The organism is Paenibacillus sp. FSL H7-0442 (assembly GCF_038593105.1).
GTDB lineage: Bacteria > Bacillota > Bacilli > Paenibacillales > Paenibacillaceae > Paenibacillus > Paenibacillus polymyxa_D.
The window spans coordinates 5,102,874-5,128,845 of sequence record NZ_CP151963.1; the positions used below are offsets into that span (position 1 = coordinate 5,102,874).

Consider the following 25,972-nt stretch of genomic DNA (forward strand, 5'->3'; position numbering starts at 1 on the left):
TATAGATTTATTATCCCAGCGCTTGGTAAACTACGTGTCACATGCTTTAACGCAGGAATTTGATAAAAGTTTTCTTTTTTTACAAAAAAAATAAAGCCCTGCCAAGGCGAAGGCATAAATACAGTAGTTCGTATTCTGCCTTCCTGCCTGTGCAGGGCTTTTAAAGCGTACGTTAAACGATATCTATAGATCGACTGTCTGAAGCGCTTGGCTACGCTCTGTATCCCGTTCAAGGATCGGCTTTAAGTATCGACCTGTATAGGATTCTTCGACTTTCACGAGTTGCTCCGGTGTCCCGGTAGCCAAGATCGTTCCACCGCCACTTCCGCCTTCCGGTCCCAAATCAATCAGATAATCGGCTGTTTTAATCACATCCAGATTATGCTCAATGACCAGCACCGTCTCTCCTGAATCAACCAAACGATGCAGCACCGTCAATAATCGATCAATATCGTGAACATGCAGACCAGTTGTCGGCTCATCCAAAATATAAATGGTTTTGCCTGTGCTGCGACGATACAATTCGGAGGCCAACTTCACACGCTGTGCTTCACCGCCAGACAAGGTAGTCGCAGGCTGACCCAGCTTGATATACCCCAAACCTACATCCATCAGCGTCTGGATCTTGCGATGAATCTTCGGAATATTTTCAAAAAACTCCGTCGCATCCTCTACCGTCATCTCCAGCACATCGGCAATACTTTTTCCTTTGTATTTAACCTCCAGGGTCTCCCGGTTGTAACGCTTGCCTTTGCACACTTCACATGGAACATACACATCTGGCAGAAAATGCATCTCAATCTTGATGATGCCGTCGCCTCTACAAGCTTCACAACGACCTCCCTTAACGTTAAAGCTAAAGCGGCCTTTCTTGTAGCCTCGTACTTTGGCCTCGTTCGTCTGCGAGAATAAGTCACGGATATCATCAAATACACCAGTATACGTTGCAGGATTGGAACGCGGTGTACGGCCAATTGGCGATTGATCGATCTCAACAACCTTTTCGATATGCTCTAGCCCGCGAATTTCTTTGTGCTGCCCTGGACGCACTCTCGCCCGGTTCAGATCACGCGCCAACGTTTTGTACAAAATTTCGTTGACCAGCGTCGATTTTCCAGAGCCGGATACACCAGTAACAGCCGAGAAAACACCCAACGGAATTTTGACATTCACATTTTTGAGATTGTTCTCCTTAGCTCCGCGAATCTCCAGCCACTTATCAGCAGGCTTGCGCCGCTCGGTATTGACCGGAATGAACTTGCGTCCGCTCAAATACTGCCCGGTTAAGGAATTCGGGTCTTCCATAACTTCCTGCGGGGTCCCCTGCGACATAATCATCCCACCGTGGATTCCAGCTCCCGGCCCGATATCAATGATATAGTCCGCCGCCATCATCGTATCTTCATCATGCTCCACCACGATCAAGGTATTGCCAAGATTCCGCATATGCTCCAAAGCACTAATCAGACGATCATTATCTCGCTGATGCAGCCCGATACTAGGCTCGTCCAAAATATAAAGCACACCCATCAGACTGGACCCGATCTGTGTCGCCAATCGGATACGCTGTGCCTCACCGCCTGACAACGTGCCTGCCGCACGGCTTAAAGTCAGGTATTCCAGACCCACGTTAACGAGGAATCCCAGTCGGCTGTTAATTTCTTTTAAAATGAGATTGGCAATCGACTTCTCCTTCTCACTCAGCTCCAGTGTATGGAAAAAGTTTGAGGCTTCACCGATAGACAGGGCTGTTACATAAGCAATATTGCGCTCTTGAATGGTTACCGACAGGCTTTCTTTTTTCAGTCGATGTCCCTTACAGGTGTTACATGGCTTTGCACTCATAAAGCCTTCAATAAATTCACGTATGCCCTCAGAAGCCGTATCACGATACCGACGCTCCAAGTTGGGGATAATCCCCTCAAAGGTCACATAGGCTTCCTTACGTTGACCAAAATCATTTTCATAGCGGAAACGGATCTTCTGCTCACCCGTTCCATGTAAAATGAGGTTCATTTGTTCTGTCGTCAATTGACTAACAGGAATGTCCTGTGGAATACCGTAGTGCTCGCATACTGACTGTAAAAATTGAGGATAATAAGTGGAAGTTCCCCCACTCCAAGCCTGAAACGCCCCATCTTCCACACTTTTTTCAGGATCGGGAATGAGCAAATCAGGGTCAACCACCATTTTAACTCCTAACCCATCGCAATCCGGGCAAGCGCCGAACGGACTATTAAAGGAAAACATCCGCGGAGACAGTTCATCTATGCTGAATCCACAAATAGGACATGCAAAGTTGGAGCTGAACCGCAACTCCTCTTGCCCCATAATGTCTACAAGCAACTGCCCGCCTGAAAGATTCAATGCCGTCTCAATAGAGTCAGACAGACGCGCACGCACATCTTCCTTGACAACGATGCGGTCTACGACCACTTCAATCGAGTGCTTCTTATTCTTTTCCAACTCAATCTTCTCAGACAATTCACGCAGTTCGCCATTCACACGTACCCGCACAAAGCCCTGCTTGGCTATATCCGTAAACAGTGTTTTATGCTCACCTTTGCGACCCGATACCAATGGAGCTAGGATTTGCAGTCGTGTCTTCTCAGGATACTGCAAAATGCGGTCTACCATCTGTTCGACGGTCTGTGACGTGATTTCAATGCCATGTTCAGGACAATGAGGATGACCCACCCGGGCAAACAACAACCGCAGGTAGTCATAGATTTCGGTAACTGTTCCGACAGTAGAACGCGGATTCCGACTTGTTGTTTTTTGGTCAATGGAAATGGCAGGAGACAGACCGTCAATCGAATCAACGTCCGGCTTCTCCATTTGCCCGAGAAATTGACGGGCATACGCAGATAAAGATTCCACATACCTCCGCTGCCCTTCCGCATAGATCGTATCGAAAGCCAGCGACGATTTACCTGAGCCGCTAAGCCCTGTCAGGACGACGAACTTGTCCCGTGGAATCGTCACGTCAATATTTTTGAGATTATGCGCGCGTGCGCCTTTGATGATGATGCTTTCATTCGCCAAATGTTTCATCTCCTTAGCCGTAGTTCACGTCATGCTATATCGCATTGGATTATCCCATGGAAGTGATATATCGCAAAGAGAACGACCACATAGGCCGCCCTCACTATTTTTAAAAGCAAAGCAATCAAACATTTTATTTTCATATGTTTTGCTTCTAGCTTATTCTCAATGTTTAATCAGCTCGCAACTCCAGCAAAGCATCACGCAGCTCGGCTGCCCGCTCGAACTGTAGGTTCTTGGCGGCGTCTTTCATCTCTGCTTCCAGACGCTGAATGAGTGATTGGCGCTCCTTCTTGGAAAGTTTACCCGTCTCATTAGGAAGGTAATCATTCTTCGATTCTGCCACCTTAGTTGCTTCAATAACATCACGAATCTTTTTACGTATGGTTTGCGGGGTAATCCCATGTTCTTCATTATACTGAATTTGAATCGCACGCCGACGTTCCGTTTCCTTTATCGCTTTATCCATAGAATCGGTAATCTTATCGCCGTACATAATAACACGACCGTCACTGTTCCGTGCTGCCCGTCCGATTGTCTGTATCAGAGAGCGCTCAGAACGCAGGAAGCCTTCTTTGTCTGCATCCAAAATCGTGACCAGAGATACTTCCGGCAAATCAAGACCCTCCCGCAAAAGATTGATCCCGATTAGCACGTCGAAGGTCCCTAGACGAAGATCCCGCAAAATAGCCATCCGCTCCAACGTCTTAATCTCGGAGTGCATATACCGGACCTTGATGCCTACTTCTTTTAAATAGTCAGTCAAATCTTCGGACATCTTCTTCGTAAGTGTGGTCACCAGCACCCGTTCTTCACGTTCTATGCGAAGCCGTATTTCATTAATAAGATCGTCAATCTGCCCCTTGCTCGGACGCACCTCAATAATCGGATCAAGAAGCCCGGTAGGACGAATAATCTGCTGCACCATCGTTTCGCACTTCTCCATCTCATAGGGTCCTGGAGTAGCTGATACATAGATAATCTGACTTACCTTGTCCTCAAACTCTTCAAACTTCAACGGGCGATTATCCAATGCAGACGGCAAACGAAAACCATGATCCACCAGTACATTCTTACGTGCTTGGTCACCGTTATACATGGCACGAATCTGCGGCAATGTAACATGGGACTCGTCAATGACGATCAGCATATCATCCGGGAAATAATCCATTAGCGTATATGGTGTTGCTCCTCGCTCACGGAATGTCAGTGGACCTGAATAATTCTCGACACCGGAACAAAAACCAACCTCTTTCATCATCTCGATATCATAGCGGGTACGTTGCTCCAAACGTTGCGCTTCTAACAGCTTCCCTTGCTCCTTCAACTCTGCTAACCGCTCTTCAAGCTCACGTTCAATGTTGACCAATGCTACCTTCATCGTATCCTCATGAGTAACGAAGTGAGATGCCGGGAAAATAGCAATATGATCACGTTCACCGATCAATTCACCTGTAAGCACATTAATCTCGGTAATTCGTTCAATTTCATCCCCGAATAGTTCTACACGTATAGCATGTTCCCCATGGGAAGCCGGGAATATTTCAACAACATCCCCCCGTACACGGAAAGTACCCCGCACGAAGTTGATATCGTTCCGCTGATATTGAATATCGACCAAGCGGGACAAAATCTGATTGCGGGGTTTCTCCATGCCAACTCTAAGCGAAAGCAGCAGGCTTGAATATTCTTTCGGCGAACCCAAACCATAAATGCAGGAGACACTCGCTACAATAATAACGTCACGACGCTCAAACAGAGAGCTTGTCGCTGAGTGGCGAAGTTTATCAATCTCCTCATTGATGCTGGAATCCTTCTCAATATACGTATCGGAAGACGGGATATATGCTTCCGGTTGATAGTAATCATAGTAGCTGACAAAATAATCGACGGAGTTATTCGGAAAGAACTCTTTAAACTCACTCGCCAGTTGAGCAGCCAAAGTCTTATTATGTGCAATAACCAGCGTAGGCCGATTTAACTTGGCAATGGTTTGTGCGATGGTAAACGTCTTACCTGTTCCCGTAGCACCCAATAGCGTTTGATGCTTCTTTCCTTCTGCAATTCCCTCTACCAATTCAAAAATGGCCTGGGGCTGATCGCCTTGAGGTTGGAATTCCGACTGAATTTCAAAAGTCTTATCGCTAACAACGATATCACTCATTGCCCTGCATCACCCTTATCGTCTAAAATGGAAACATCATGATTTTACACCAGTCGAGCTTTAACGTCTTTACCTGTAACTCTATGTCGATATTTCCCGAGCAATGATACTTGGGAAATATGGTTAGATAAGAATGTTTGTTCCCGTATTATACCTCTTTCTTACCGCGGATGCAAACGATAAGTCTTGAATAGGAGTGAATTAAATTTTGGATATCACCATCGTATTGGGCATCATCGCAGGAATCATAGCATTAATCGGTGGCTTCTTATGGGAAGGCGGCGAATTTACCGGGCTGCTTCAAGGTACATCGGCTCTCATTGTATTTGGGGGAACTTTCGCCGCAGTTGTAATCAGCTACCCCGCTTCCAAGCTGAAGACGATCCCCACCGCTCTACGGATGGCATTTAGCCGTGAGGACAATCCTACGGAGCAATATATAGAAGATTTGGTTTCCATGGCTGCCACCTCACGCCGATCCGGTGTGCTTGCGCTAGAGCGTATTTCGTCAGAGCATCCGAATGCATTTTTGCGCGAAGGTCTTCAGTTGGTCATCGACGGCACCGAGCAGGAACAGATCAAACAGATTTTAGAGCTTGAGTTAGATGCCATTGAACACAAACATGAGGGGTACGCCAAAATATTTGAATCCGCAGGCGGTTATGCCCCTACGATGGGGATTATCGGTACTGTCATGGGCCTGATCCATGTACTGGGCAGCCTGACCGAGCCTACTGCGCTTGGTCCGTCCATTGCTGTTGCCTTTATCGCAACCCTATACGGCGTTGCTAGCGCCAATCTGATCTTTCTGCCCATCGCATCCAAAATAAGAGCAGCCAGTGAGAGTGAAATTATCACGATGGATTTACTGCTGCAAGGTATTCTGGCTATCCAAAACGGAGAGAATCCAAAGCTTGTACGCAAAAAGTTGGAGTTCTTTATCCGCTCAGAGCAAAATATAGATCGCAAACCGCCTCGTCGCTCACGCACTGAGGACGCATCTCCAAAGGAGGACTTCCATGAGAACGCGCGGTAAGCGCCGTGGGGGTCAAGGAGGCGGCGGAGACCATCGTGACCGCTGGATGATTACCTATGCCGATCTAATCACCCTGCTGCTCATATTTTTCGTTGTGATGTATGCCATGAGTAGTTTGGATGCTAAAAAATACGATGTCGTTGTTCAATCCCTTCAGGATACGTTCCACAAGGGAGATTCTATTTTGGAGCAAGGCTCGGGCATTACAGGTACTGCCGATCGTTATACCAGCAAGAATCCACCCACGACCAAGCAACCAGCAGCCGATAAAAAGGAAACTGGATCGACAAAGCTTACCGAACGTGAACAAGCATTCCGCACGCAGGAAAAAGAGCTGCAAAATTTAATGGGTGTCATTCAAGAATATATTACGGACAACAAACTGGAAAATCAGATTTTTGTGTCAGACCAGCCGCGTGGTATTGTCATTACGCTGAATGACCGCTTTTTATTCGATCAAGGTAGAGCTGCACTCAAGCAAGGCTCTGCCAACACACTATCCAAGTTGGCCAGTCTATTTCGAGATTTGAAAACACCGATTAGCATTGAGGGCCATACGGACAACATTCCGTTCACGCGCTCATCGAACTCATCGATGTATAAGGATAACTGGGAGCTTTCCGGCGCACGGGCACTGTCTGTACTCCGATTCTTTCTCGACCGAGAGCAACTTTCACCCTCAGGATTTCAGTATGCAGGTTATGCAGATACCCGACCGGTTGGTGACAATAGCACCGAAGCTGGACGACAAAAAAACCGCCGTGTCGAAATCACCGTACTACGCCAACTTCAACAGTAAAACCCAAAAACCTCCTGAGTCACGTAATAACGTGAATCGGGAGGTTTTTTTGATACATATTCATCATTAATACATGGCTTCCGCCTGATGTAGACGCAGAACAATAAACCGTACGAACAACGTGGATAAGAGCAGCGTACGAGATGCAATAGAGATTATTTTGTTTATTCTATATCCCACTATGTATTAGAAGCCCTGGTGAAGTTAGATTCTATCTTGTCATGATGCTTGAAGATTAATAAGATAGGACAAGCTCGTGTTGCTTCTCTTGTATTTGTGAACTTTGGGGGATGCTCTGTTGTCTACGATAGCTATATTTCCAGTCGCTGTATTTATTAAGAAGTCGATCTAACTCCATGGACTTGATTAACACCCGCCGATCCTTCAATCCCACCTCATTCGCCAAATCATTTAGTTCCTTCCGCTTTTCTTCGATGCATTCCTCCAATTGTTTCCATTTCACATCAATAAACCTCCTGTTCGGTGTGGTATTTACATTAGTTTACAAGCTGATACCTTCCCCACAGGTTAAAAATATAATAAAACCCAATTCATCCCTTTAACGGGATAAATCAAAAAAGCCAATCCATAGGAATTGGCTTCGAGAACGGTGGTTCTCTTCTATGAATTATACACATCTATACAAATTCAACCCATGCCATGATTAAATAATATAATTTCATTAGAACTTTCTACACTGCTTGGATTATAGAAAGGGAATATACTAAAAAATAGAATACCTAAGGCTAGTACCACTAAATAACCTTTTTTCATAGATATTCACCTCCTTAATTATATTTTCGTATCTCTTTGTTTGTTCATAAGTAGCAAATTCTCTGTAAACCTCAAACAACGCAACACATTGTTTAAAGTCACTATCATTCCGACTAATCAATGAAAGTGCAAGACAGTCTAGAACATAGTTTGTTCCTTTCTCCAAGCTATTACTTCTATACTCATAAATTGCCCTTTGATATAAAAAACAACAATAATAGTTTCTATTCTTTACATCATCAAGAAACTTGAACTGATCAATCTCTGCTGAAAAACTTTCAAGTACATAATCTACCGAGAAGTTATATTTGTTAGCTGATTCCAAGATAGTTAAAAGACCAGATAATTTTTCTTCCGGATGTTGATTGAGAAAAGAAATATATTCTACTAAAACATCTCTTTTTCCTAAAAGCATATCAAGTGTATAAGAGTTTGCCTTTGCCCAAAGGCTGAACATCTTTACATATTGCTCACCTTCTGAGTTAAGTCCTTTGAACCAACTTAAATCCGCGTAATATTTAATATAAGATTGTGCTTCCTCAAATTTCTCCATTTTTTGGAGAGCTGTAGATTTAGATAAATATCCGTAGCCGTAATAGAAAACAAGATTTTTCTCTGTTTTAAATTCGTCCTTAACACGTCTTTTAGTATTATTATTTTCATATCGATTTAAATAAACAGTTTTGGCGAGAGTACACAACTCATCTCCATACTTCTTAACGCTGTCCCATTTATGTAGATAAAAATATATATTGATAATTTTTAAAAGCCCATCTAGCTGATAACTCTCTGGTAAGCGATTACGATAAGGAATAAATCTCAGAACAGATTCCAAATTTTTCTCCAGATCTTGACCCACAGAAGCAACAAACAATTTATAATGGCTTATCGCCAATCTCTCAGAATGCTGATACTTTTCATTTTCAATGACACATTCATAGAAAGGAATTGCCTCTTGCAGCTTCCCCCCTTCGTATAACTCCTCTGCCAAAGCAAAGATCGTTGGAATGTGGTTAAGATCTTCCATTAAGCGTGAAAGCACTTTCTCAACACATCGCAAGTTCCCCACTTCAACACAACGAATCAGGAACGGCTTGACCCTTTTCCAATGTGGTCTTCCATCATAAAAACATTCATCCACATACAGGTCGTATAACCAGCCCTCTGGATAATTAAAGGCTTTGGTAATCAAGTCCATTTGTCTCACAGAAATAGGTTTAGGTGGATTTCCGTTAAGCATCGCACTAAATATGCCCCGGTTAAGCCCCGTAGCTTGTCCAAAACTATTAAACGTGTAGCCACCAAGTTTTAATTCTTTCTCAATTTCCGAACGAATCGTGGTTGCATTTTCCAATAAAAACACCCCCGGCATATTCAGATGATTTTAAAAAATCACCCTCCTCGATAATCAATTACAATATACTAGAAATTATATGAATAAATTGGATGATGGTCAACCCCTTTTCTACACTGTTTTATTATATTATGGTATTTGATGCTTTTTAAATAGTCCTCACAGAGACTAAATATATATTAATTTAGGCAATTTAATTACCTCCACGCCTGATCTAGCTTTGTCTACACTCATACTATAGGAGTGTGGAGGTCTATGGAAACGACGAAACTTATAGGAACGAAGATTCGCCAATTTCGAAAATTGCGTGATATTACTCAAGAACAACTGGCAGAAGCATCCGATTCAACAGGCTCCTACATAGGGAAGTTGGAACGCGGTGAAGTCAATGTACAGATTAAAACATTAGAGAAAATAGCAGAGGCGCTGAACACAAACGTATTTGCATTTTTTAACTTTAATTCATATGAAGAACTCAAAAGCCAGCCCTGGATATGGGGATGTATTCATATTCTTTCCCAGCAGAGTGAAGCGGAACAGAATAAAGCTTATCGCATTCTAAAGGAGCTTTTCTCGACAGAGAATGAGCTTTCTGAAAATAACTCTGATGATTCCAAAGGAAAAGGATAAGTTTAATATTGTTCTCTATTAGCCATCTAGGCTAAGAAAAATTAAAAAAGGCTACGCTGTTCTGCTCAATTAAGTAGCAAAATACGTAGCCTTTTTGTAGTTCAAGGAAGCATGTGTTTCGCATTATACTGTACTTCTTCAAGCAATTTTCCATATTCCTCCTGTTGTTCGTATGTGGAATGATCTTTATACTTTTCAAATAATAATGTAATAGACTTGATATAGTACGCTTTATCATTCAATTGAGAAGATGCTTTGAAGCTCTTCAGCATACCGTCCATAGCTTTCGAATAAGCTCCTGTATTGAAATAGTAGCGACTAAGCTCAAGAAAAAAACGAGAATAAGTGACCAGATTATAATTCGTATGATAGTAAGAAATATTTACATTTAGTTCTCTGAATTCATCAATTTTTTCAGCAAAGAGAATTAAAATATCATCTATTGGATAATTGTAAATATTAGCTGACTCAACAATAGTCAGTAGCCCATGTAATATCTCCTGGGAATTATCTCTAAGAAGCTCAACATAGGCAGGCAAGCTTTCCATATTCCCCATTAAGATTTCCATACTCAACTGATTTGCTTTTGCCCACACTTTAAATTTTTGTGCCTCTATTTTTCCTATATCGTCCAGTCCTTCAAAATCAGTTAAATCTGCATAGTAGGGGATAAATTCCATAGCTTTTTTATATTGCCCTTGTATCTCGTAGGCATTCCCTTTCAGTAAAAAGGACTGACCATAATAAACGATTAGACGTCTTTCTGTATTTAGAGGCTTAACTTCACGATTTTTTAATTTTCCTCTAACCTGCTGTTGATAGATACTCGTAGCTAGTACTCTTAGTTCTTCAGCATACTGTATAACCGTCTCACAATCATAAAGTTGAAAATAGGCATTAGCCAGTTTTAATAAAGCGTCTAATTGGTAATTTTCAGGAAGATTCCTTCGAAACGGGGCAAATTTTATAGCTGCTTGACGATTATTATCCAAATCAGTATTTAGAGAATAACAAAACAAACGATATTGGCTGATCGCCAGCCTCTCCGAGTGGTAATATCTTTCGTTCTCTACCACACATTCGTAAAAAGGGACAGCTTCTTTTTCCTTACCTGCTTCGTGTAGTTCTTCTGCAAGCTCAAATATCATCGACACATAGGACAAATCCTCGGTCAGTCTCGACAATACCTTTTGAATACAGTCTACCTTTCCTAACTCTACACAACGCAATAAAAAAGGCTTAATCCGTTTCCAGTGCCCTTTTCCCTCGTGAAAGCATTCATCTATGTATAACTCATACAACCAGCCTTCGGGATATCCTAATGCCTTAGTAATCAGGTCCATCTGCCGAACGGAGATTGGCTTGGGCGGGTTACTGTTCAGCATGGTACTGAATGTACCACGGTTAATACCAGATATTTTACTAAAGCTGCTAAATGTATATCCCCTTTGCTTGAGTTCGGTCTCTATCGTCGAGCGGATCGTAGGTGTATGTTTCATTTCAATCCCCCTCAATATAGTTGCAGTTATATCGTAAGTCATACTTAACATGTGATTTTGGTCGTAAAAACTTCATTTCATTACAAAATAATTAAAATAGTGAAATATATGGTCTATAAAGTCATTTTATTTTATGATGCCTTAGAAGGAAGCCTTTTTTTTACGAATTCCGTGATAATTGAAAAGTTGAATGAGGTACATCTGGAGAACCATTAAAAACAAACTTCAAGTTTTTTTATTTGAATGTCACAAACGCATACCTTTTTCAGTTATATAGGCAGAAAGGAGGGACGTTAATGGAAAAACTAAATACAGATAATCAAAACGCAGACATTAATCTTGTCATAGAGCAGATCCAAGCAGGCGACAAACAAGCATACACACATATCATACGGCGTTATCAACAACAGATCTTTTTATATTGCTACTATTTACTTAAAAATCGGGAAGAAGCGGAAGATGCTGCTCAAGAAATATTCATTAGAGGGCTAGAACATTTACATCATTTTGTACCTACCGTCTCTTTTTCAGCTTGGCTTTACAAAATCGCTCAAAATCATTGTACTGACCTATTAAAAAGAAACGCTAGAACATTCAAGTCCTTCATTCAGTACAGACTGAATCTAAAGCAACAGCCCATACATGAATATACAAATTTAATTCACGAGTTACTGGACCAGCTAACATTAAAAGATCGCCAGATTTTATTATTACGTTCGCTTGAGGATTACAACTACGAAGAGATTGCTACAATTATGGGACTGAAATCATCCACGATCCGAAAAAGATATGAGCGACTCCGTAAAAAGCTAATTAACTACAATGAAAAGGGAGGAAAACAAATTGAGCATTCATTTAAACCCGGAAGATAAAGAAATCGAGCACTTACAAAAGCTTATTCGGAATACTCCATTACAAGTGGATTTAATAGATAGAACTATGGAACGCTATAGCAATATGAAAACAAGACGTTATAAGCGCTCTAACTCTCGTTCAAAAAGAGTTCGCAATGCCTTTTTCGGAACCTCCGCTGCACTTGTAATGGCGTTTACACTTGTCGTTAGTACTGGATTCATTTCACCAACAATGGCTGCATCCTTAAAACAAGTTCCAGGTATGAATTCTATATTCCAGCTAGCTGGTGATCTTGGTTTACAAACAGCGGACGAAAAAGGGCTACTATCCAAACCAAATCTTAGTGACACTCACGATGGCCTGACTCTCAGCGTACCGGAGGTCATGTTTGATGGAACACGTGTATCCATTGCCCTAGAACGACAAACCACTGATAAAAGATTTACAAATGAAACGGTATCATCACTGATCAACGATGTAATACTTACTATTAATGGAGAAGAAATAAACTCCTATGCACCTGCTAACACTAGCAACTCCATTGATCCTTATACGATACCTGGGAAAAATTCTAATTCAACAATTATACAATTTTCAGATTTACGTAACCAGGGAGGGAAGCCTTTCCCAGATAAGTTTAATTTGACAGTCTCCATGCCTGTCTCCGGCATTAAGCAACCATTTAAAATAGAAATTCCTGTGGAAAAGAACACCAAGAATAACTTGGTTTTTACACCGTCTCTTAAGCGAAAGTATTCAAACATTGACTATACCCTAGAAAAAGTTGAGCTCACACCGATTACAACCAGCATCACTACTCGCATAAAGCTACCTACTAATTCGAAAATTTCGTCACTTCCTTTTTTGGAGTATGAAATTTACGATGATAAAGGAAAACAACTAAAATTTATAAGCAACAACGGTTGGAGTGCTACGGATGGAAACGTTCTGATAACTGATTCACGTTTTGAACCTTTCACCTCTCTCCCCAAATCAATTACTATAAAGGTCGACAAGGTTATCTTAAGAAAAGATGATAAGAGCAAATTTGAATTAGACAAAGATGGAAATCCAAAAATAGAGTATTTCCCTGATCTAGAGATTACTTACCCGATTAATCCATGATAATAAATAAGTGAAGGAAGTGAAGCGTACTTCACCTCCTTCACTGCATATAAGTACTATCTATCTTCTAACATCAAAAGTATAAACTCCAAGCTTGTCTCCATTAGATTTATATGCGGCTACTTGGGCTGTTCCATAACCGATCATCTTAGCTTTATTTCCATGAAGTTCGACAACATCACTTCCATACAAAATCATCCAGTTAGAACCTTCCATAGCATATGAGCTACCTATACCTAATTTAAGTGGGGGAGTATCTTGCTTTGTAATAGGTGGCTTTTCTCCATTGGCAGGACTAAAGGTTACGGTTACTTTTGCTGGAGCTCCAACAGATATTGTTGAACTTACTGGTGAAGCCGAAGCTACTCCCCCTAAAGATAAAGCTAACGCGGAAATTGATAGTGCTAAGATTGCTTTTTTCATTTGTCATTTCTCCTCTTTAATAGTCTTCTTTAAAAGTTCTTAAGCTACTAAACACCTTGCTTTATGTCTGTGGCTACGTTTCTGTTACATTTTCCAACCCCCTTCCTTCTAATTAATTCCATTCTAATTCTTGATATGTTACAAAAAGAATAGAAATAAACATATCATTTCATTTTTTACAAAATAATCATATAGATGGCTTCTCGTATAAAAAAATGAGCAGGTAGGATACAAATCCCCCTGCTCATTTCAGCGATAGTATTTATATCATTTTAATTAGCTGTCGGTTCGGTTCCCCAAACAAGTACCCCATTATGATACAACGTAGCTTTCGTATGATCGGCGAATGAAGTTTGCGTGCCTTTATACGAGTAATCGTCACTTTCGTTATAGTTCGACCAGTCTGTTTTATGAATACGAGTTTGAATTCCGCCCGTGCTTCCTCTAGGTGCTAACACGCCTGCATCTGAGTTGAAGCTGACTTCCAAATAATAATCAGCACCGGTTGCAGCCTTATCCATTTTAACCAGTTTACCATTCAGCTTTGAGCAGCTCAGCATTGCATAGTCGCAGTTGAATGTCTGCTCACGGTCACCGTCGATCGTGTAGTAGTAGCGAATTTTCAACTCGTTGATCGGTACGGAGGCTGTACCTTTGTTTACAATTTGGAAATGCGGGTTCAAGTGATTGTCGTTCACATTTGTATCCGCTGTGCGATACTGGAGCACCAGTCCCGTTGTCGGCTGCTGAGTATCCGCTTTCGGTGCTGCGCTAGCCGTGTTCGAAAGCGTTTGACCTGCATCGTTCTTCGCTACGACTTGGTAATAGTATATCGTGTCTGCCGTTACGGCTGTGTCGGTGTAGCTGCTTTCGTATACATCGCTCGCTACGGTGGCGAACGTACCGTTTTCAGCCGTCGAACGCTTCACTTCATAGCTTGCGGCATTCGCCGATGCTGTCCAGCTCAGCTTTACTTTCGCCGTTTCGCCCGCTGCGTTCAGCGTGAAGCTGCCCGGTACTGATGGTTGCTCGGTAATGCCATACGTTTTTAAGTTAGTCGGGAGCTTTTCAAGCGTAATGACGTTCGGATGATTATACACTTTTTTCAGATGCTCCAGACTGTTTTGTTTGCCGTCTCTCAGGAAATCCCCATACCATGTAGCGAACCAGCTCCAATGGGCTTGATACGCCTTCATCAGATCAGGGTCCGGGATAGGTCCGTTTTCGCTCATGGCAACTAACTTTTTGTCCTTGCCCAATGTAACAAGGTCTTCGTATTTTGCAATCTGCGGGCTGTAGTCGCCTGCTTGCGGATAAGAGTCAAAGCTCAAAATATCCACATACTCATCTCCCGGATACCAATCCGGAGCAACAGAATTCCATACCCAAATCAAATTGTTCAGTTTGTGCACATTCGTCAAACGGTCATGCATCAAAATATACAATTTTTTAACAGGCTCAGGGCCTTTGGCGCCCCACCAGAACCATTTGCCTTCCGCTTCGTGCAAAGGACGGAACAGCACAGGAACTTTCGCATCCTGCAACTTCTTCAATTGCCCCGCAATTACATCGATGTCGCGAATAAGCAATGTATAATCTTCGGACTCTGGATGATTCATCGCATATTCGATATCGAATGTAGTTGAATCGGCATAAAAGCCTCTCCACCATTCTTTTCCCTGCGTATCGATCAGACCTTTTGGCGCATTCCAATGCCATGCAAAGGTAACAATGCCCCCTTGCTTATCCCATGCAATCGCCTTTTCCGTCTCTGTGGAACTAAGACCGTGTTCCACTCTGCTTGGCGAATAGTCGATCAGGTCAAGCGCTGCAATTGCTGGTTTTTTACCTACCTTGGCTTGAAGCCAATCAATTTCGTTTATCTCCTCCTGACCAGAGAGCATATTCTTCCCGTATTGATCAACCAGGTAGTTCATCAATGCTCTTGCTTCTACCGTCGCATTCGGATTAATGAGCGTTTTGGTTACCGCATGCGGTGGACGGTCAGTAGCTGGCTCCAGCTTGACATAGTCGATATCATACCAACCCCAGCCTGTTTCAAAACCGATCGTATTGGCCCCTGCATTCAACAGAACCTTACCACCGGACGTCTCTTTAAAATCAGCCGTTTTCCAAAGTACCAGCTCGCCAGACGCTTTGCCGTTTAAAGAGAAGTTCGTGCGTTTGTCATCATGAGGAGAACGGTAGCCGATTGTAAGATTGTACAAGCCTACCGCCTCTGCCTGAATCGTCATCGTCAGGGAATCTCCCGGATTGTGGAAATTAGTTACATAACCAGTACCTGAGAAGCCAGTCCCGCTGGATTCCACAATGGTTCCCTTCAGCGTGCCCTCTTCGGCTTCATAGCGATTCGATCCGTCTACAGGCGCTCGAGGAACCGCTTTCAAAACATTGGATTCGCTCATTCCCGCCTTTGTTTTTGCGGTTATTTTATAATAATAAGAAGTGCCGTTCGTTACGTTGGTATCTGTATAAGACGTTTCGACCAAGTTGGATGCTACAGCAGTAAAAGGACCGTTTTCATACGTAGCCCGCTGTACACTGTACCCTACAGCTCTGCTGGAAGCGTCCCAGGATAAATAGACTTTCCCATCGCCAGCCTCAGCCCTCAGCGCAAAGCTTTCAGGACCTTCCACAGGTGGCACAGACGTATCATTGCCAGCAGTCAAGACGATATGATAAGCCGTCAATGGTGGTACTGTATAGGTAAAGCGGTTGCCTGAAATTTGCGTGATTGGTGCGGATTCCTTAATTTGCGAGCTATTTTTGTCGAAGCCCCATACTTTACCGGAACCGTAAGTCGTCTCGCCGGAAAGATCAAATTGGGCGTCGAATGCGCTGTCCATGCTTTTATTCATGACAACGAGGTGCAGTTCTTTGTAGGATGCATCTGTTACGGAAGCATGCACCGAGCTATTAACAATATCCGACGTTTGCGCGTTAACGCTGATATCACCGAAAGTAGAGCTTTTTCCGTCATAATTGCGATAAAGCTTGTAAGCGGCACTAACGTAGTTGTTGGCACCCTCCTTTAACTTCCAGTAGTTTGCCATATAAACGTCGTTTTTGCCCAAGATGCCCAACACATCGGCCATAGCGATACCGCCAGAAATATCATTTTCGCCGCCATAGCTATACTCAGTCAAAGCCAGCTTGGTTCCTGGATAATATTTATCCACCGACTGCTTTAATCGAGGCAATAAAGGCAAGAATTCACTGTTCCATTGAGCGATCCAGCTATCTTCCTTGTAGGTCGGATCCCACAAAGTACGAGGCGCCTGCATTCTGGCTTTCTTCGTTTCGTCATTGCCTACCTCATTCGTAATTCGTATGCCTCCGCCCATCGCTTCGGGATACCAGTGGACGTCGAAAACATCCAGCAATCTCTTGCCTTCGGCTTGCGAACTGAGGCGCATTTGATCCAGGTAATAGTCCACGAACCAGCTGTAGTTGCCTTTTACAGAGCTCCAATCAGGTGCGGTTTGAAGATCTGTATAGGCGCCAAAACCGTAAAGAACGGGCCCAAAAATTTCCGCACCCGCGTCAACCGCTTTAACAGCTTTGGATAAACTTACCGACCGCTCTACCAACTCTTTCGCTCCGACCTTTTCACCATGAATGCGCGGATGCGTATGCGACCAGAGAGCGGGTTCATTGTCGAGCGCATATCCTTTCACGCCCGTCTTTGCTGAAGAAACGCCGTACTTTTTCACTAAAAAGTTGACGAATTCATCCGCATAAACCTGATTGTCATTCAGATCGGGCTGTAGTTGGAACGGCGCATTTTTAGCGTTTACGACCTGATCCCAACGAGCAGAAGGAGCCTTTTCACTTTCCTGCACACTTCCGTTTCCATCCTTGGCCACATAACCGGCCATCGGCAGCGTAACTAAAGAATAAGTGCCTAGCTTCAGCGATTGATCATGGAACGAAGTCGTTACCGCCCCCGGCTTTTCACATTCTGCTTTTGTCAGACCGCCATTGCTGCATAAATAGTCATCGCTAGATTGCAGCCAATCGCTTCCTGCATTGGACATATTGTTTTCCCAGTTGTATCCGGTCATTCGATTGCCACCAAGTCGTCTGGCAGTCAGATTCTCATCGCCTGCCAATTCCTGATTCGTACCGTAAATATAAGGGCTAATCGGCTTACGATCCTTGGATGTATCGACTTTAATGGTAACGGTCTTTGCCGTTTGACCGTGAACTACGGTTGGAGTCGGTAGAGCGCCCCCTGCTATCATCGTGCATGCCATGACGACAGCCAGCCATTTGGAACGTTTGGACCAAATATTACTACTATTTTTCGCCTTCATGCCGCTTTCCTCCTTTAAGTTTGAAAAGAGCGGCACCCATACGAGTGCCGCTCTACAAGGCTTTAAGGCTCCTGATTCCAAACGAGTTTATCGTTCTGGTACAGCGTCATATCCCTGCTTGAAATGTTCCAGCCGAAGACAACACCCTCTTTCTTTGAAACTGGATTTATAATATTACCTTAACACAAAGGTATATTGACATTTTTAACTATTGTTTTAATTAGCTAGTATTAATTTCTTAAATAACCATATTGCTTGAGTATCCCAATAGCTCTTGCTTATCCACACTCGTCTTTCCTACCGTACTTTATCCTTTTGAATAAGCTTATAATAGATGCGCGCAGGCTCTGATTCTCCAGTGGATAAAATGTATTCTGCCAAAGGTGCGCACAGCTTTTGGAGGTAAAAGGAGTATAGTAGCTCGGCCGTGTCAAAATGAATTTTCAATACCTGCTTCATCAAACCTTCGAATTTGGAGTAATCCAGTTCTTCCGGGGTAATATCAAACGGGTACTCAGGAAAGGTTTTTTTCTGAATTTCAACAAACTGCTCCCTAAGCTTCGGTTGATTGCCTGAACGGGCAGCCGAGAAATTCATCATAAAAAAAGATACAAAGTCCGTCTCACGATCACTTAACTTATAGTACTCACACCAACGCATGAATATCAGTGGTTTTACCATATATAAATCTCCTTTAACAAAAGTTCAGATTTATCATGAATCTTACAAAAATCTAGTGGGTTCCATCTTATGTAATATATAGGTTAAGCCCCATTTTAAAATATGATTCCTTAAATGAATTTTGCTTTTTAACATATCCCCTTCTTATATATCTATGAAAGTGGACAACAAAAAAAGACCGTTTCAGTATCTTAATGACGCTGACCAAGTCTTCTCATAATCATCCGTATAATCGCATTCGTATTTATTCTAATCTTCTACATAGCTGCAAGGTTACAGGCTGCACGTGAACACATAAGCGGGCGGGACATTGCAGTTTACCTTTTTAATCTGAATGTCAGCAAAAAAGGTGCGGAAAAAATTGTGTTTGACCTTGCTGTACTGGAACGTAATAAATTTGCCTTCCTGGCCCAAAACCTCAGCCGTTTGTCCCAAAATAAGGCTAGATAACGCGCCTGGCAGGCTGGTGAAAGGGAGCCCTGATACGACATAATCCACTTTTGGAACCTCATACTGTCGTATATACTGCGCTACATGCTCAGCCGATCCATGAATGATGTGTACCTTCTCCAAGTGTCCGTACTTGCTTTGTAGCGTTTTGTAAAACGATTCATTAGCTTCAATCACTAAAAGTAGCGTTTCTGGACGCTTGTTCAAAATCAGCTCTTGCGTAAACACACCGGTCCCTGCACCATATTCAATAATGCACGATGCTTTGTCAAAGTAAATCGGTGTGGCAATTTGTTTGGCCAACTGTCTTGAGCTGGGTATAACAGCGCCTACGCTGCGTGGATGCCTGATGTACTCTCGAATAAAGTGAATCGCGTTCATCTTTTCCTCTCCCTGCTTGACACACATGATAGACATTCGGTTCATCGACGCTTCTTATTACATATTCATTGTATACCGATCAGAATATTGATTTCAAGCAGGCTACTGTCGGCATATAAAAAGAGCGTAGCCTTATTCGACTCTAATCAAATAATGACTACCCTCTTAGTGTAACATCTATTTGTTCATGGTATCCAACTGTGTACCCTCTGCCTGCGATGCCTGTCCAGCTTTACGTCGCCGTGCGCCTATATGCATGGCAACAATCCGATAGATGGAGGCCGGCTGTAGGGATACGGCCCAGCTCGCGTCTGCATCTGGTGCAAGCACGACCCCTAGCTGGTGATGATCGCCATCGTACATGCCTCGCTGCACAAACTTGCTCTCGCCTTGCAGATTGCGTACTTCCAGCTTGCAAAAGGCAGAATTGATCCGCAAGGCCTGGTGTAACTCGGCACGGGTATTCACAATAACTCCATTCACGCGGTAAATGGCCTCGCCCGGCAGTATGCCCATGGCTGTCGCCGGACTGTCTGGCAGCACAGCGAGCACACGCATCCCTTGCTCCGGATGGACAAACATCGGGCTAAGACGACTTTCCTCCATATTACCATACCAGATCAGTGCCTCATGAGCCAGAAAAGAGAATAACGCTGCTAACAATATCAGCGGACTCCACCATGCAGCCAGCAAGCTCAGCAGAAGTAAAGCCACACTGTACAGAAGCAAGCGGTTCGAAGTGAGTACCGCCTTCTGTCGTGGTAGCTGGCCTAGCGTCACGCTGCTGAAGCCCATCAGGACTGGTAAGGCTGCCAGCATATACCCGGTTCCGGCATCGCCGCCGAATAACGGTGTCCAGGGAAGCATGAATCCTCCCTGAGTGGGTACCAGCAATAACAACGGAATGGGCCAAAGGTCTTCCATACGATAACCGCCAACCAATCTCCCCCGTTTGCCCTCGACAAACAGTGGAGTGGCAGCTTTCCCCCCTTGCCAGCGAACCAACAGCGCCTCAGCCACATGCAGCACGGCGACCAACACCAACAGTGCTGGAATATCCAATCCGCGGATAGCCGTTACTGAAGTTCCAAGCGCTCCCACAGGTTGCCAGCCACTGGCCACATTTAGGAAAAATTGAACCACACCTAGCAGACCTACCGAATAAGCGAGACACAGGTAACGGACGCGTACCAGCATGAGCAGTAATGTTGCTACCCACAGGCACACGATGGAAGCCGGGTTCAGATGCACGCTGACGAACATTCCCAGAGCGGATAGCGCCATTCCAGCAAGCAAACCACTCCATACGACACGCCAGGTCTCTGAGGCCCAGCTATGCATTTTAGTATGAAATAGCTTGCGCTCCAGCAGCATTTGCCGACGATAACCAAGTGCGACAATGAGTATTGAGATATAATAAAACGGCTGCATAAGCAGGTATAAGCAAGCATTCAAGACGCTCCATCCCCATTGTAATGCCCATTCCAAGTCCATTCACACTCCCTTATGCCCCTGGCCCGCTGTATAGCGGATCACGTACACTTCATATCCATTTATTCTATATGAAATTGCCAACGTAGGGAAGACAAACCGACAGACTGCAAATAAATCCCAATATAAAAGGAGGCTGTTTCCAGCCCCCTTGTTGTAGCCTCACTATTATTTCGCTACGCTTGTCTTCATTTCCTTCCGAATCTCTTCAATCCCCTGCTTGAGTTGATTATCATTTTTCGGATCACGAATTTTCTCAATCAGCTTGGCTTCCATCGCTGCTGCTGTCTTCGCATCAATGATGCCACTAGCCGTCAGCTTCGCTTGTTTTTGAAAAGCAATAACAGAGCTTTCAGTTACTTTGTCAAAATAGCCATCCTCGCGACCTGGTTTGTAACCCAAACCTTGCAGAATGATTTGTGCATTTTTCACATCACTGCTATTCATATTGTATTTCAAGGACTTTTCCTTGTTCAGCGGTGCTGCTGTGAAGTATTCAGGCTGTTCCACCGCGATGTTCGGCTTAATCCCTTTTTTATGAATCCACGTTCCATTTGGCGTTAACCATTTGGCAATCGTGATTTTGAGCAGGCTACCGTCACCCATTTGCTTGTCATAGCTGGTTTGTACAGTACCTTTACCAAAGGAGTTTTCCCCGATCAACACAGCACCTGCTGATTGCTGGAGAGCACCTGCCAGAATTTCGGACGCACTTGCGCTACCTTTATTCATTAGCAAAGTCACAGGGTAATTTTTACGTGAACCTTTGGATTTCTCTTCTTCACGCTTCTGATTCTTGTCTTCCACTTGTACAATCGTTTTGCCGGAAGGTACAAATTGCTGCGCAATCTCAATGACAACGGAAAGCACGCCGCCCGGGTTATTACGCACGTCAATGACGAGCCCTTTTAGCCCTTGCTTCTCGAGCTTCGCCAACTCTTCCTTGAATCGTTCTGCTGTATTCAAGGAGAACTGGGTGATCGTGATGACGCCTACACCGTCGCTTTCCATATGAGCTGTTACAGTTTCCATATCAATATTGTCACGGGTAATCGTGTATTCGAGCGGATCAGGAGAGCCACTGCGCTGAATTTTGACTTTCGCCTGACTGCCTTTAGGTCCACGGATTTTGGAAACGGCCTTGTTCAGATCCAATCCGTCCAGTGTTTCACCATTAACAGACAAAATAATATCCTTAGAGCGTAGCCCTGCCTTTTCAGCCGGCGAGCCTTTAATTGGCGTGACTACAACTACTTTTCCGTTTTCAGCCGCTACTTCAGCTCCGATCCCGGTAAAAGAGCCTTCTATAGATTGCTCGAACTGTTGTGCAGTTTCTTTACCCATATAAGAGGAATACGGGTCGCCGAGCGACTCCATCATACCATTGATGGCGCCATCCACCAGCTTGGTACGATCCACATCCTGATAATATTGTCCCTGAATCAGGTCCATCGCCGTCTCGATTTTGCGGATATCACTTCTGGAGGTAGAACTGCTACCTGTCACACTCGCCAGCAGTCCTTCGCCCAGAGCGCTGTTCCCTACTGTAGTCGTTCCAGTATAGGCAAAAGTGAGCAGACTGCCGCCAAGCAGCCCGATCACCATCAAGAGTATCGCTGTACTTTTTTTCAACATCTAATCGTCCACCGCCTTCTCGTTATCTTGTATCCTATTGCCTTACAACGCATATCCATCCACGAAGTATACGTCTAGCTTGTACGGAATATGTTAATTGTATCCTACTCCGTGTCTCAATGCACATGTTCTTCATCGGATATTAACCATTACAGCAAAGCCCTATCTACAACCGTAATGGCTATAAATAGGGCTTACCTTATTTACTATAAATAGTTCATCGGATTTACAGGTTTGTTATTTTCGCGCACCTCAAAATGACAGTGAGGTCCCGTGGAATTGCCCGTCGAACCAACTTCTGCAATTTTTTGACCACGTTTCACAGTCTGCCCCGTATGAACCACCGTACCGCCATTGCGAATGTGTCCGTATAGGGTCCATAGTCCGTCTCCATGGTCAATTACAACTGTGTTTCCATAACCACTCCACCACTCGGCAACAATGACAACACCGTCTTCAGCTGCATGAATATCAGTTCCCTGCGGAGCCGCCATATCAATACCTGTGTGGCCTTTAAGCTTGCCAGTAATCGGATGTACCCGCATGCCAAAAGTAGATGAGAGTCTGTAATGAGATACAGGTAAAGCCAACGTACCTGATCCACCCGTATACGTACTGGCTGCCGCATGGCTGGAATTCGAGGCAGCGCCTGAGGAAGAAGATGCATATCGTTTGGCTTCAGCCGCACGTGCAGCCGCTCTGGCGCGTGCTGCTTTGGCAGCCTGCTCCGCTCTGAGCTTGTTCTTCTCCTGCACCAGACCCACACGTTTGTTCGCGAGGGCTACCAGCATGTCATTTTGCTCTTCGCTGATTTCATCTGACTCCGCAATATCATGATCATAATTGGAAATCAGTCTTTGCTTCTCTTTCTCCTTCGAATTCAGTTCTGCTTTGGCGCCCTGCTTGAGCGCATACAGCTTCTTGGCATTTTTATATTCCGTATCCAGCTGCTTCTTCTTACTTACGACCAGAGCCTTGTCCTTTTTATGCTCGTCCAACAGGATTTGATCCTGCTCCACGATCGTTTTCAGGGAATCTACCCGGCTAAGAAAGTCACTAAAACTGGACGAAGACATCAGCACGTCCATATATGAGACGGTTCCATCCGTATACATCAAACGCACACGAGTTTCCAGCATTTTTTCCCGTGACTGGATACGATCAATGGCCTCAGCTAAATCTTTTTTAGTCGCACGCAGATTATCTTCCGTTTGATCAATCTGAACCGCAACACGAGTCAGCTGATCACTGACACTGTTAATCTGAGCAAGCACAATTTTTAGGTTTTGCACGGTTTTATTTTTGTAATGTTGGGCATACTGTTTATCTTGAGCAGCCTTTTCCTGTTGTTGCTTGGCAGATTGGGCCTGCTTTTCCAATTTGTTCAGCTGCGAATTGATCTCACTCATGCTTTTGGCATATCCGTCAGAAGGCTGGATTAGCAATGCGGCTACCAAGGTAGCGGCCAACACAGATCCTGTTTTTTTCAACTTGCACTCCCCATCCTTTATCGCAAAATAACACCGGGCTTCCCCGTTCTATTAAATCGACCACGACGTCATCCAGCGCTTCTTATACTTTTAAGAACTTGCGCATGGACAGGGTACTGCCAACAATTCCGACCAGCATCCCCAAAATAATCAACAATGCACTCAACTGAATCCAAATGCCTTCAAGTGGCATAAGCTTCAACATATTCAGAGCTATATCGCCCTGAACGGCGGTCAGCAAACGCTGATATCCAGTAAATAAAATACCCACGGTAATCAGGGAACCAATGAGACCAATAAGCGCTCCTTCAATAAAAAACGGCCAGCGTATAAAAAAGTTGGTCGCACCGACCAGCTTCATAATGCCAATCTCTCTTCGTCGTGCCAATATGGTCACGCGAATCGTATTCGAGATGAGGAACATGGACATGATCGCCAGTCCAGCGACGAATATAAAGCCTACATTACGAATGAGCTTCGTAATCGTAAAGAGCGTCTCTACGGTGCCTTTTCCATAACGAACCTTTAAAATCGGTTTCTCTGGATGCAACGTATTCAGCTTCTCAATCTTTTCGGCCACAAATGGAACCGTTGTTGGTTCAATAACCTCTACCACAATTTTGTCCGGCAGTGGATTGCTGTCCTTGTCAAAACCCTCCAGCAGCTCCTTGCCGCTGTCACCCAAATCTTTGCGCAGCTCTTCCAAACCCTGAGCTTTAGTCACAAAGGTCGTTTTGCTGATTTCTGGCATCGCCGCGATTTCCTTTTGCAGTGTTTCACGCATGTTTTGCTCTACATTCAGCTCCAGAAATACGTTAACCTCCACCTGACTATCTGCCTGATCAGCCAGGGAATTGACGTTGAGCACCAGCATGATAAATACGCCCAATATGAGCAGTGACACAATAATCGAGGTGACGGATGCCACGGACATCCAGCCATTGCGGAATATGTTTTTGAAACCTTCCCGCACATGACGTAAGAAGGTGTTAAAAGTCATATCCGTACTCCCCTCTTACCTGATCCCTTACGATGTTGCCATTTTCAATGGCAATCACGCGTTTACGCATAGAGTTCACGATGTCCTTATTGTGGGTCGCCATCACAATGGTCGTGCCTCGAAAATTAATTTCGTCCAGCAACTGCATGATCTCCCACGATGTTTCCGGGTCCAGATTTCCCGTAGGTTCATCGGCAATGATCACGGAAGGATTGTTTACGATGGCCCGTGCAATCGCTACACGCTGTTGCTCCCCACCGGAAAGCTGGGCAGGCTCACGATTCATTTTTGTTTTCAAGCCAACCAGTTCAAGCACTTCGGGTACCCGTTTGCGAATCAGCTTCTTGGGAGCTTCAATAACTTCCATAGCAAAAGCCACATTCTCATAAGCCGTCAAACGCGGCAAAAGCCGGAAATCCTGAAAAATGACTCCGATGTTACGACGAACGTAGGGAATTTTACGCTGCTTGAGCTTCCCGATATTAAAACCATTGACTGAAATTTGCCCCTTGGTAGGTACTTCTTCTCTATAAATAAGCTTCATAAAAGTCGATTTCCCCGCTCCAGACGGGCCGACTACGTATACAAACTCATTGCGGTCAATTCTGACCGATACTCCTTGAAGTGCGTGGGTTCCGTTAGTATAGGTCTTCCACACATCCTGCATTTCAATCACTCGATCACTTCCCGTTGCTTAATCATATTACGCATAACCTAATATCCATTCGACATATTCCATGCATTTCCTTTAAAAACTTCTCTATTTCATCATACCGTTTATCATTGTAACAAATTTGTTACCT

At 44.0% G+C, this 25,972-nt stretch carries 19 protein-coding genes; 5 read left to right on the top strand and 14 right to left on the bottom strand.

Going from position 1 to position 25,972, the window contains the following annotated elements; translation table 11 throughout:
* Window positions 1-183: 183 nt before the first annotated feature.
* A complete protein-coding gene (gene uvrA / locus MHH57_RS22590) occupies window positions 184-3,045 on the bottom strand; it encodes an excinuclease ABC subunit UvrA (protein WP_029514535.1) in 2,862 nt (953 codons plus the stop codon).
* 172 nt (window positions 3,046-3,217) lie between these two features.
* Window positions 3,218-5,209, bottom strand: a complete 1,992-nt coding sequence (gene uvrB, locus MHH57_RS22595) for an excinuclease ABC subunit UvrB (RefSeq protein WP_029514536.1) — start codon at window positions 5,207-5,209, stop codon at window positions 3,218-3,220.
* Between the two features lie 208 nt (window positions 5,210-5,417).
* On the opposite strand from uvrB, the gene MHH57_RS22600 reads away from it, so the two are divergent.
* Both MHH57_RS22600 and MHH57_RS22605 read left to right on the top strand, forming a co-directional pair.
* On the top strand, window positions 5,418-6,245 hold the full coding sequence (locus MHH57_RS22600) for a flagellar motor protein (RefSeq protein WP_029514537.1): 828 nt from the start codon (window positions 5,418-5,420) through the stop codon (window positions 6,243-6,245).
* Window positions 6,229-7,044, top strand: a complete 816-nt coding sequence (locus tag MHH57_RS22605; protein WP_039271420.1) for a flagellar motor protein MotB — start codon at window positions 6,229-6,231, stop codon at window positions 7,042-7,044. The genes MHH57_RS22600 and MHH57_RS22605 overlap by 17 nt, the downstream gene beginning before the upstream one ends.
* 235 nt (window positions 7,045-7,279) lie before the next feature.
* On the opposite strand, the gene MHH57_RS22610 is transcribed toward MHH57_RS22605, so the two are convergent.
* Entirely contained in the window at window positions 7,280-7,507 is a 228-nt protein-coding gene (locus MHH57_RS22610; RefSeq protein ID WP_023990607.1) for an aspartyl-phosphate phosphatase Spo0E family protein, read from the bottom strand.
* A 261-nt stretch (window positions 7,508-7,768) separates the two neighbouring features.
* Window positions 7,769-9,172, bottom strand: a complete 1,404-nt coding sequence (locus MHH57_RS22615; protein WP_185156346.1) for a DNA-binding protein — start codon at window positions 9,170-9,172, stop codon at window positions 7,769-7,771.
* 255 nt (window positions 9,173-9,427) lie between these two features.
* Here MHH57_RS22615 and MHH57_RS22620 point away from each other — a divergent pair, with 255 nt between their 5' ends.
* Entirely contained in the window at window positions 9,428-9,802 is a 375-nt protein-coding gene (locus MHH57_RS22620) for a helix-turn-helix transcriptional regulator (RefSeq protein ID WP_165146326.1), read from the top strand.
* Window positions 9,803-9,903: 101 nt separating this feature from the next.
* Here the strand turns inward: MHH57_RS22620 and MHH57_RS22625 are convergent, their stop codons facing one another.
* Window positions 9,904-11,301: a helix-turn-helix transcriptional regulator gene (locus MHH57_RS22625; RefSeq protein WP_342434545.1), complete on the bottom strand. Its 1,398-nt coding sequence runs from the start codon at window positions 11,299-11,301 to the stop codon at window positions 9,904-9,906.
* Between the two features lie 296 nt (window positions 11,302-11,597).
* Between MHH57_RS22625 and MHH57_RS22630 the strand changes: the two genes are divergently transcribed.
* Together MHH57_RS22630 and MHH57_RS22635 are read left to right on the top strand one after the other, a co-directional pair.
* The gene (locus MHH57_RS22630) at window positions 11,598-12,173 is read left to right on the top strand and encodes an RNA polymerase sigma factor (protein ID WP_069010691.1); all 576 of its coding nucleotides are present in this window, start codon (window positions 11,598-11,600) and stop codon (window positions 12,171-12,173) included.
* Complete coding sequence (locus tag MHH57_RS22635) at window positions 12,145-13,281, top strand: DUF4179 domain-containing protein (protein WP_340933353.1); 1,137 nt, start codon at window positions 12,145-12,147, stop codon at window positions 13,279-13,281. The genes MHH57_RS22630 and MHH57_RS22635 overlap by 29 nt, the downstream gene beginning before the upstream one ends.
* A 60-nt stretch (window positions 13,282-13,341) precedes the next feature.
* Here MHH57_RS22635 and MHH57_RS22640 read toward each other — a convergent pair whose 3' ends face one another.
* The 9 genes from MHH57_RS22640 to ftsE form a co-directional block, all read right to left on the bottom strand.
* Window positions 13,342-13,704, bottom strand: a complete 363-nt coding sequence (locus MHH57_RS22640) for a hypothetical protein (RefSeq protein ID WP_029514544.1) — start codon at window positions 13,702-13,704, stop codon at window positions 13,342-13,344.
* 272 nt (window positions 13,705-13,976) lie between these two features.
* The gene (locus tag MHH57_RS22645) at window positions 13,977-18,041 is read right to left on the bottom strand and encodes a glycosyl hydrolase (RefSeq protein WP_342434546.1); all 4,065 of its coding nucleotides are present in this window, start codon (window positions 18,039-18,041) and stop codon (window positions 13,977-13,979) included.
* Window positions 18,042-18,338: 297 nt separating this feature from the next.
* Window positions 18,339-18,722 carry a hypothetical protein gene (locus MHH57_RS22650; RefSeq protein WP_029514546.1) on the bottom strand — a complete coding sequence of 128 codons (384 nt, stop codon included), beginning with the start codon at window positions 18,720-18,722 and terminating at the stop codon, window positions 18,339-18,341.
* Window positions 18,723-18,995: 273 nt separating this feature from the next.
* The gene (locus tag MHH57_RS22655) at window positions 18,996-19,553 is read right to left on the bottom strand and encodes an rRNA adenine N-6-methyltransferase family protein (protein WP_029514547.1); all 558 of its coding nucleotides are present in this window, start codon (window positions 19,551-19,553) and stop codon (window positions 18,996-18,998) included.
* Window positions 19,554-19,730: 177 nt separating this feature from the next.
* On the bottom strand, window positions 19,731-21,047 hold the full coding sequence (locus tag MHH57_RS22660; RefSeq protein ID WP_069010688.1) for a PDZ domain-containing protein: 1,317 nt from the start codon (window positions 21,045-21,047) through the stop codon (window positions 19,731-19,733).
* A gap of 165 nt (window positions 21,048-21,212) precedes the next feature.
* A complete protein-coding gene (locus tag MHH57_RS22665; protein ID WP_029514549.1) occupies window positions 21,213-22,679 on the bottom strand; it encodes a S41 family peptidase in 1,467 nt (488 codons plus the stop codon).
* Window positions 22,680-22,885: 206 nt separating this feature from the next.
* Window positions 22,886-24,169, bottom strand: coding sequence for a M23 family metallopeptidase (locus tag MHH57_RS22670; RefSeq protein ID WP_029514550.1), 1,284 nt, complete (start codon window positions 24,167-24,169; stop codon window positions 22,886-22,888).
* A gap of 82 nt (window positions 24,170-24,251) precedes the next feature.
* The gene (gene ftsX / locus MHH57_RS22675) at window positions 24,252-25,169 is read right to left on the bottom strand and encodes a permease-like cell division protein FtsX (RefSeq protein WP_013312238.1); all 918 of its coding nucleotides are present in this window, start codon (window positions 25,167-25,169) and stop codon (window positions 24,252-24,254) included.
* Entirely contained in the window at window positions 25,159-25,845 is a 687-nt protein-coding gene (gene ftsE, locus MHH57_RS22680) for a cell division ATP-binding protein FtsE (RefSeq protein WP_023990620.1), read from the bottom strand. Before ftsE ends, ftsX begins: the two co-directional genes overlap by 11 nt.
* Between the last annotated feature and the right edge of the window lie 127 nt (window positions 25,846-25,972).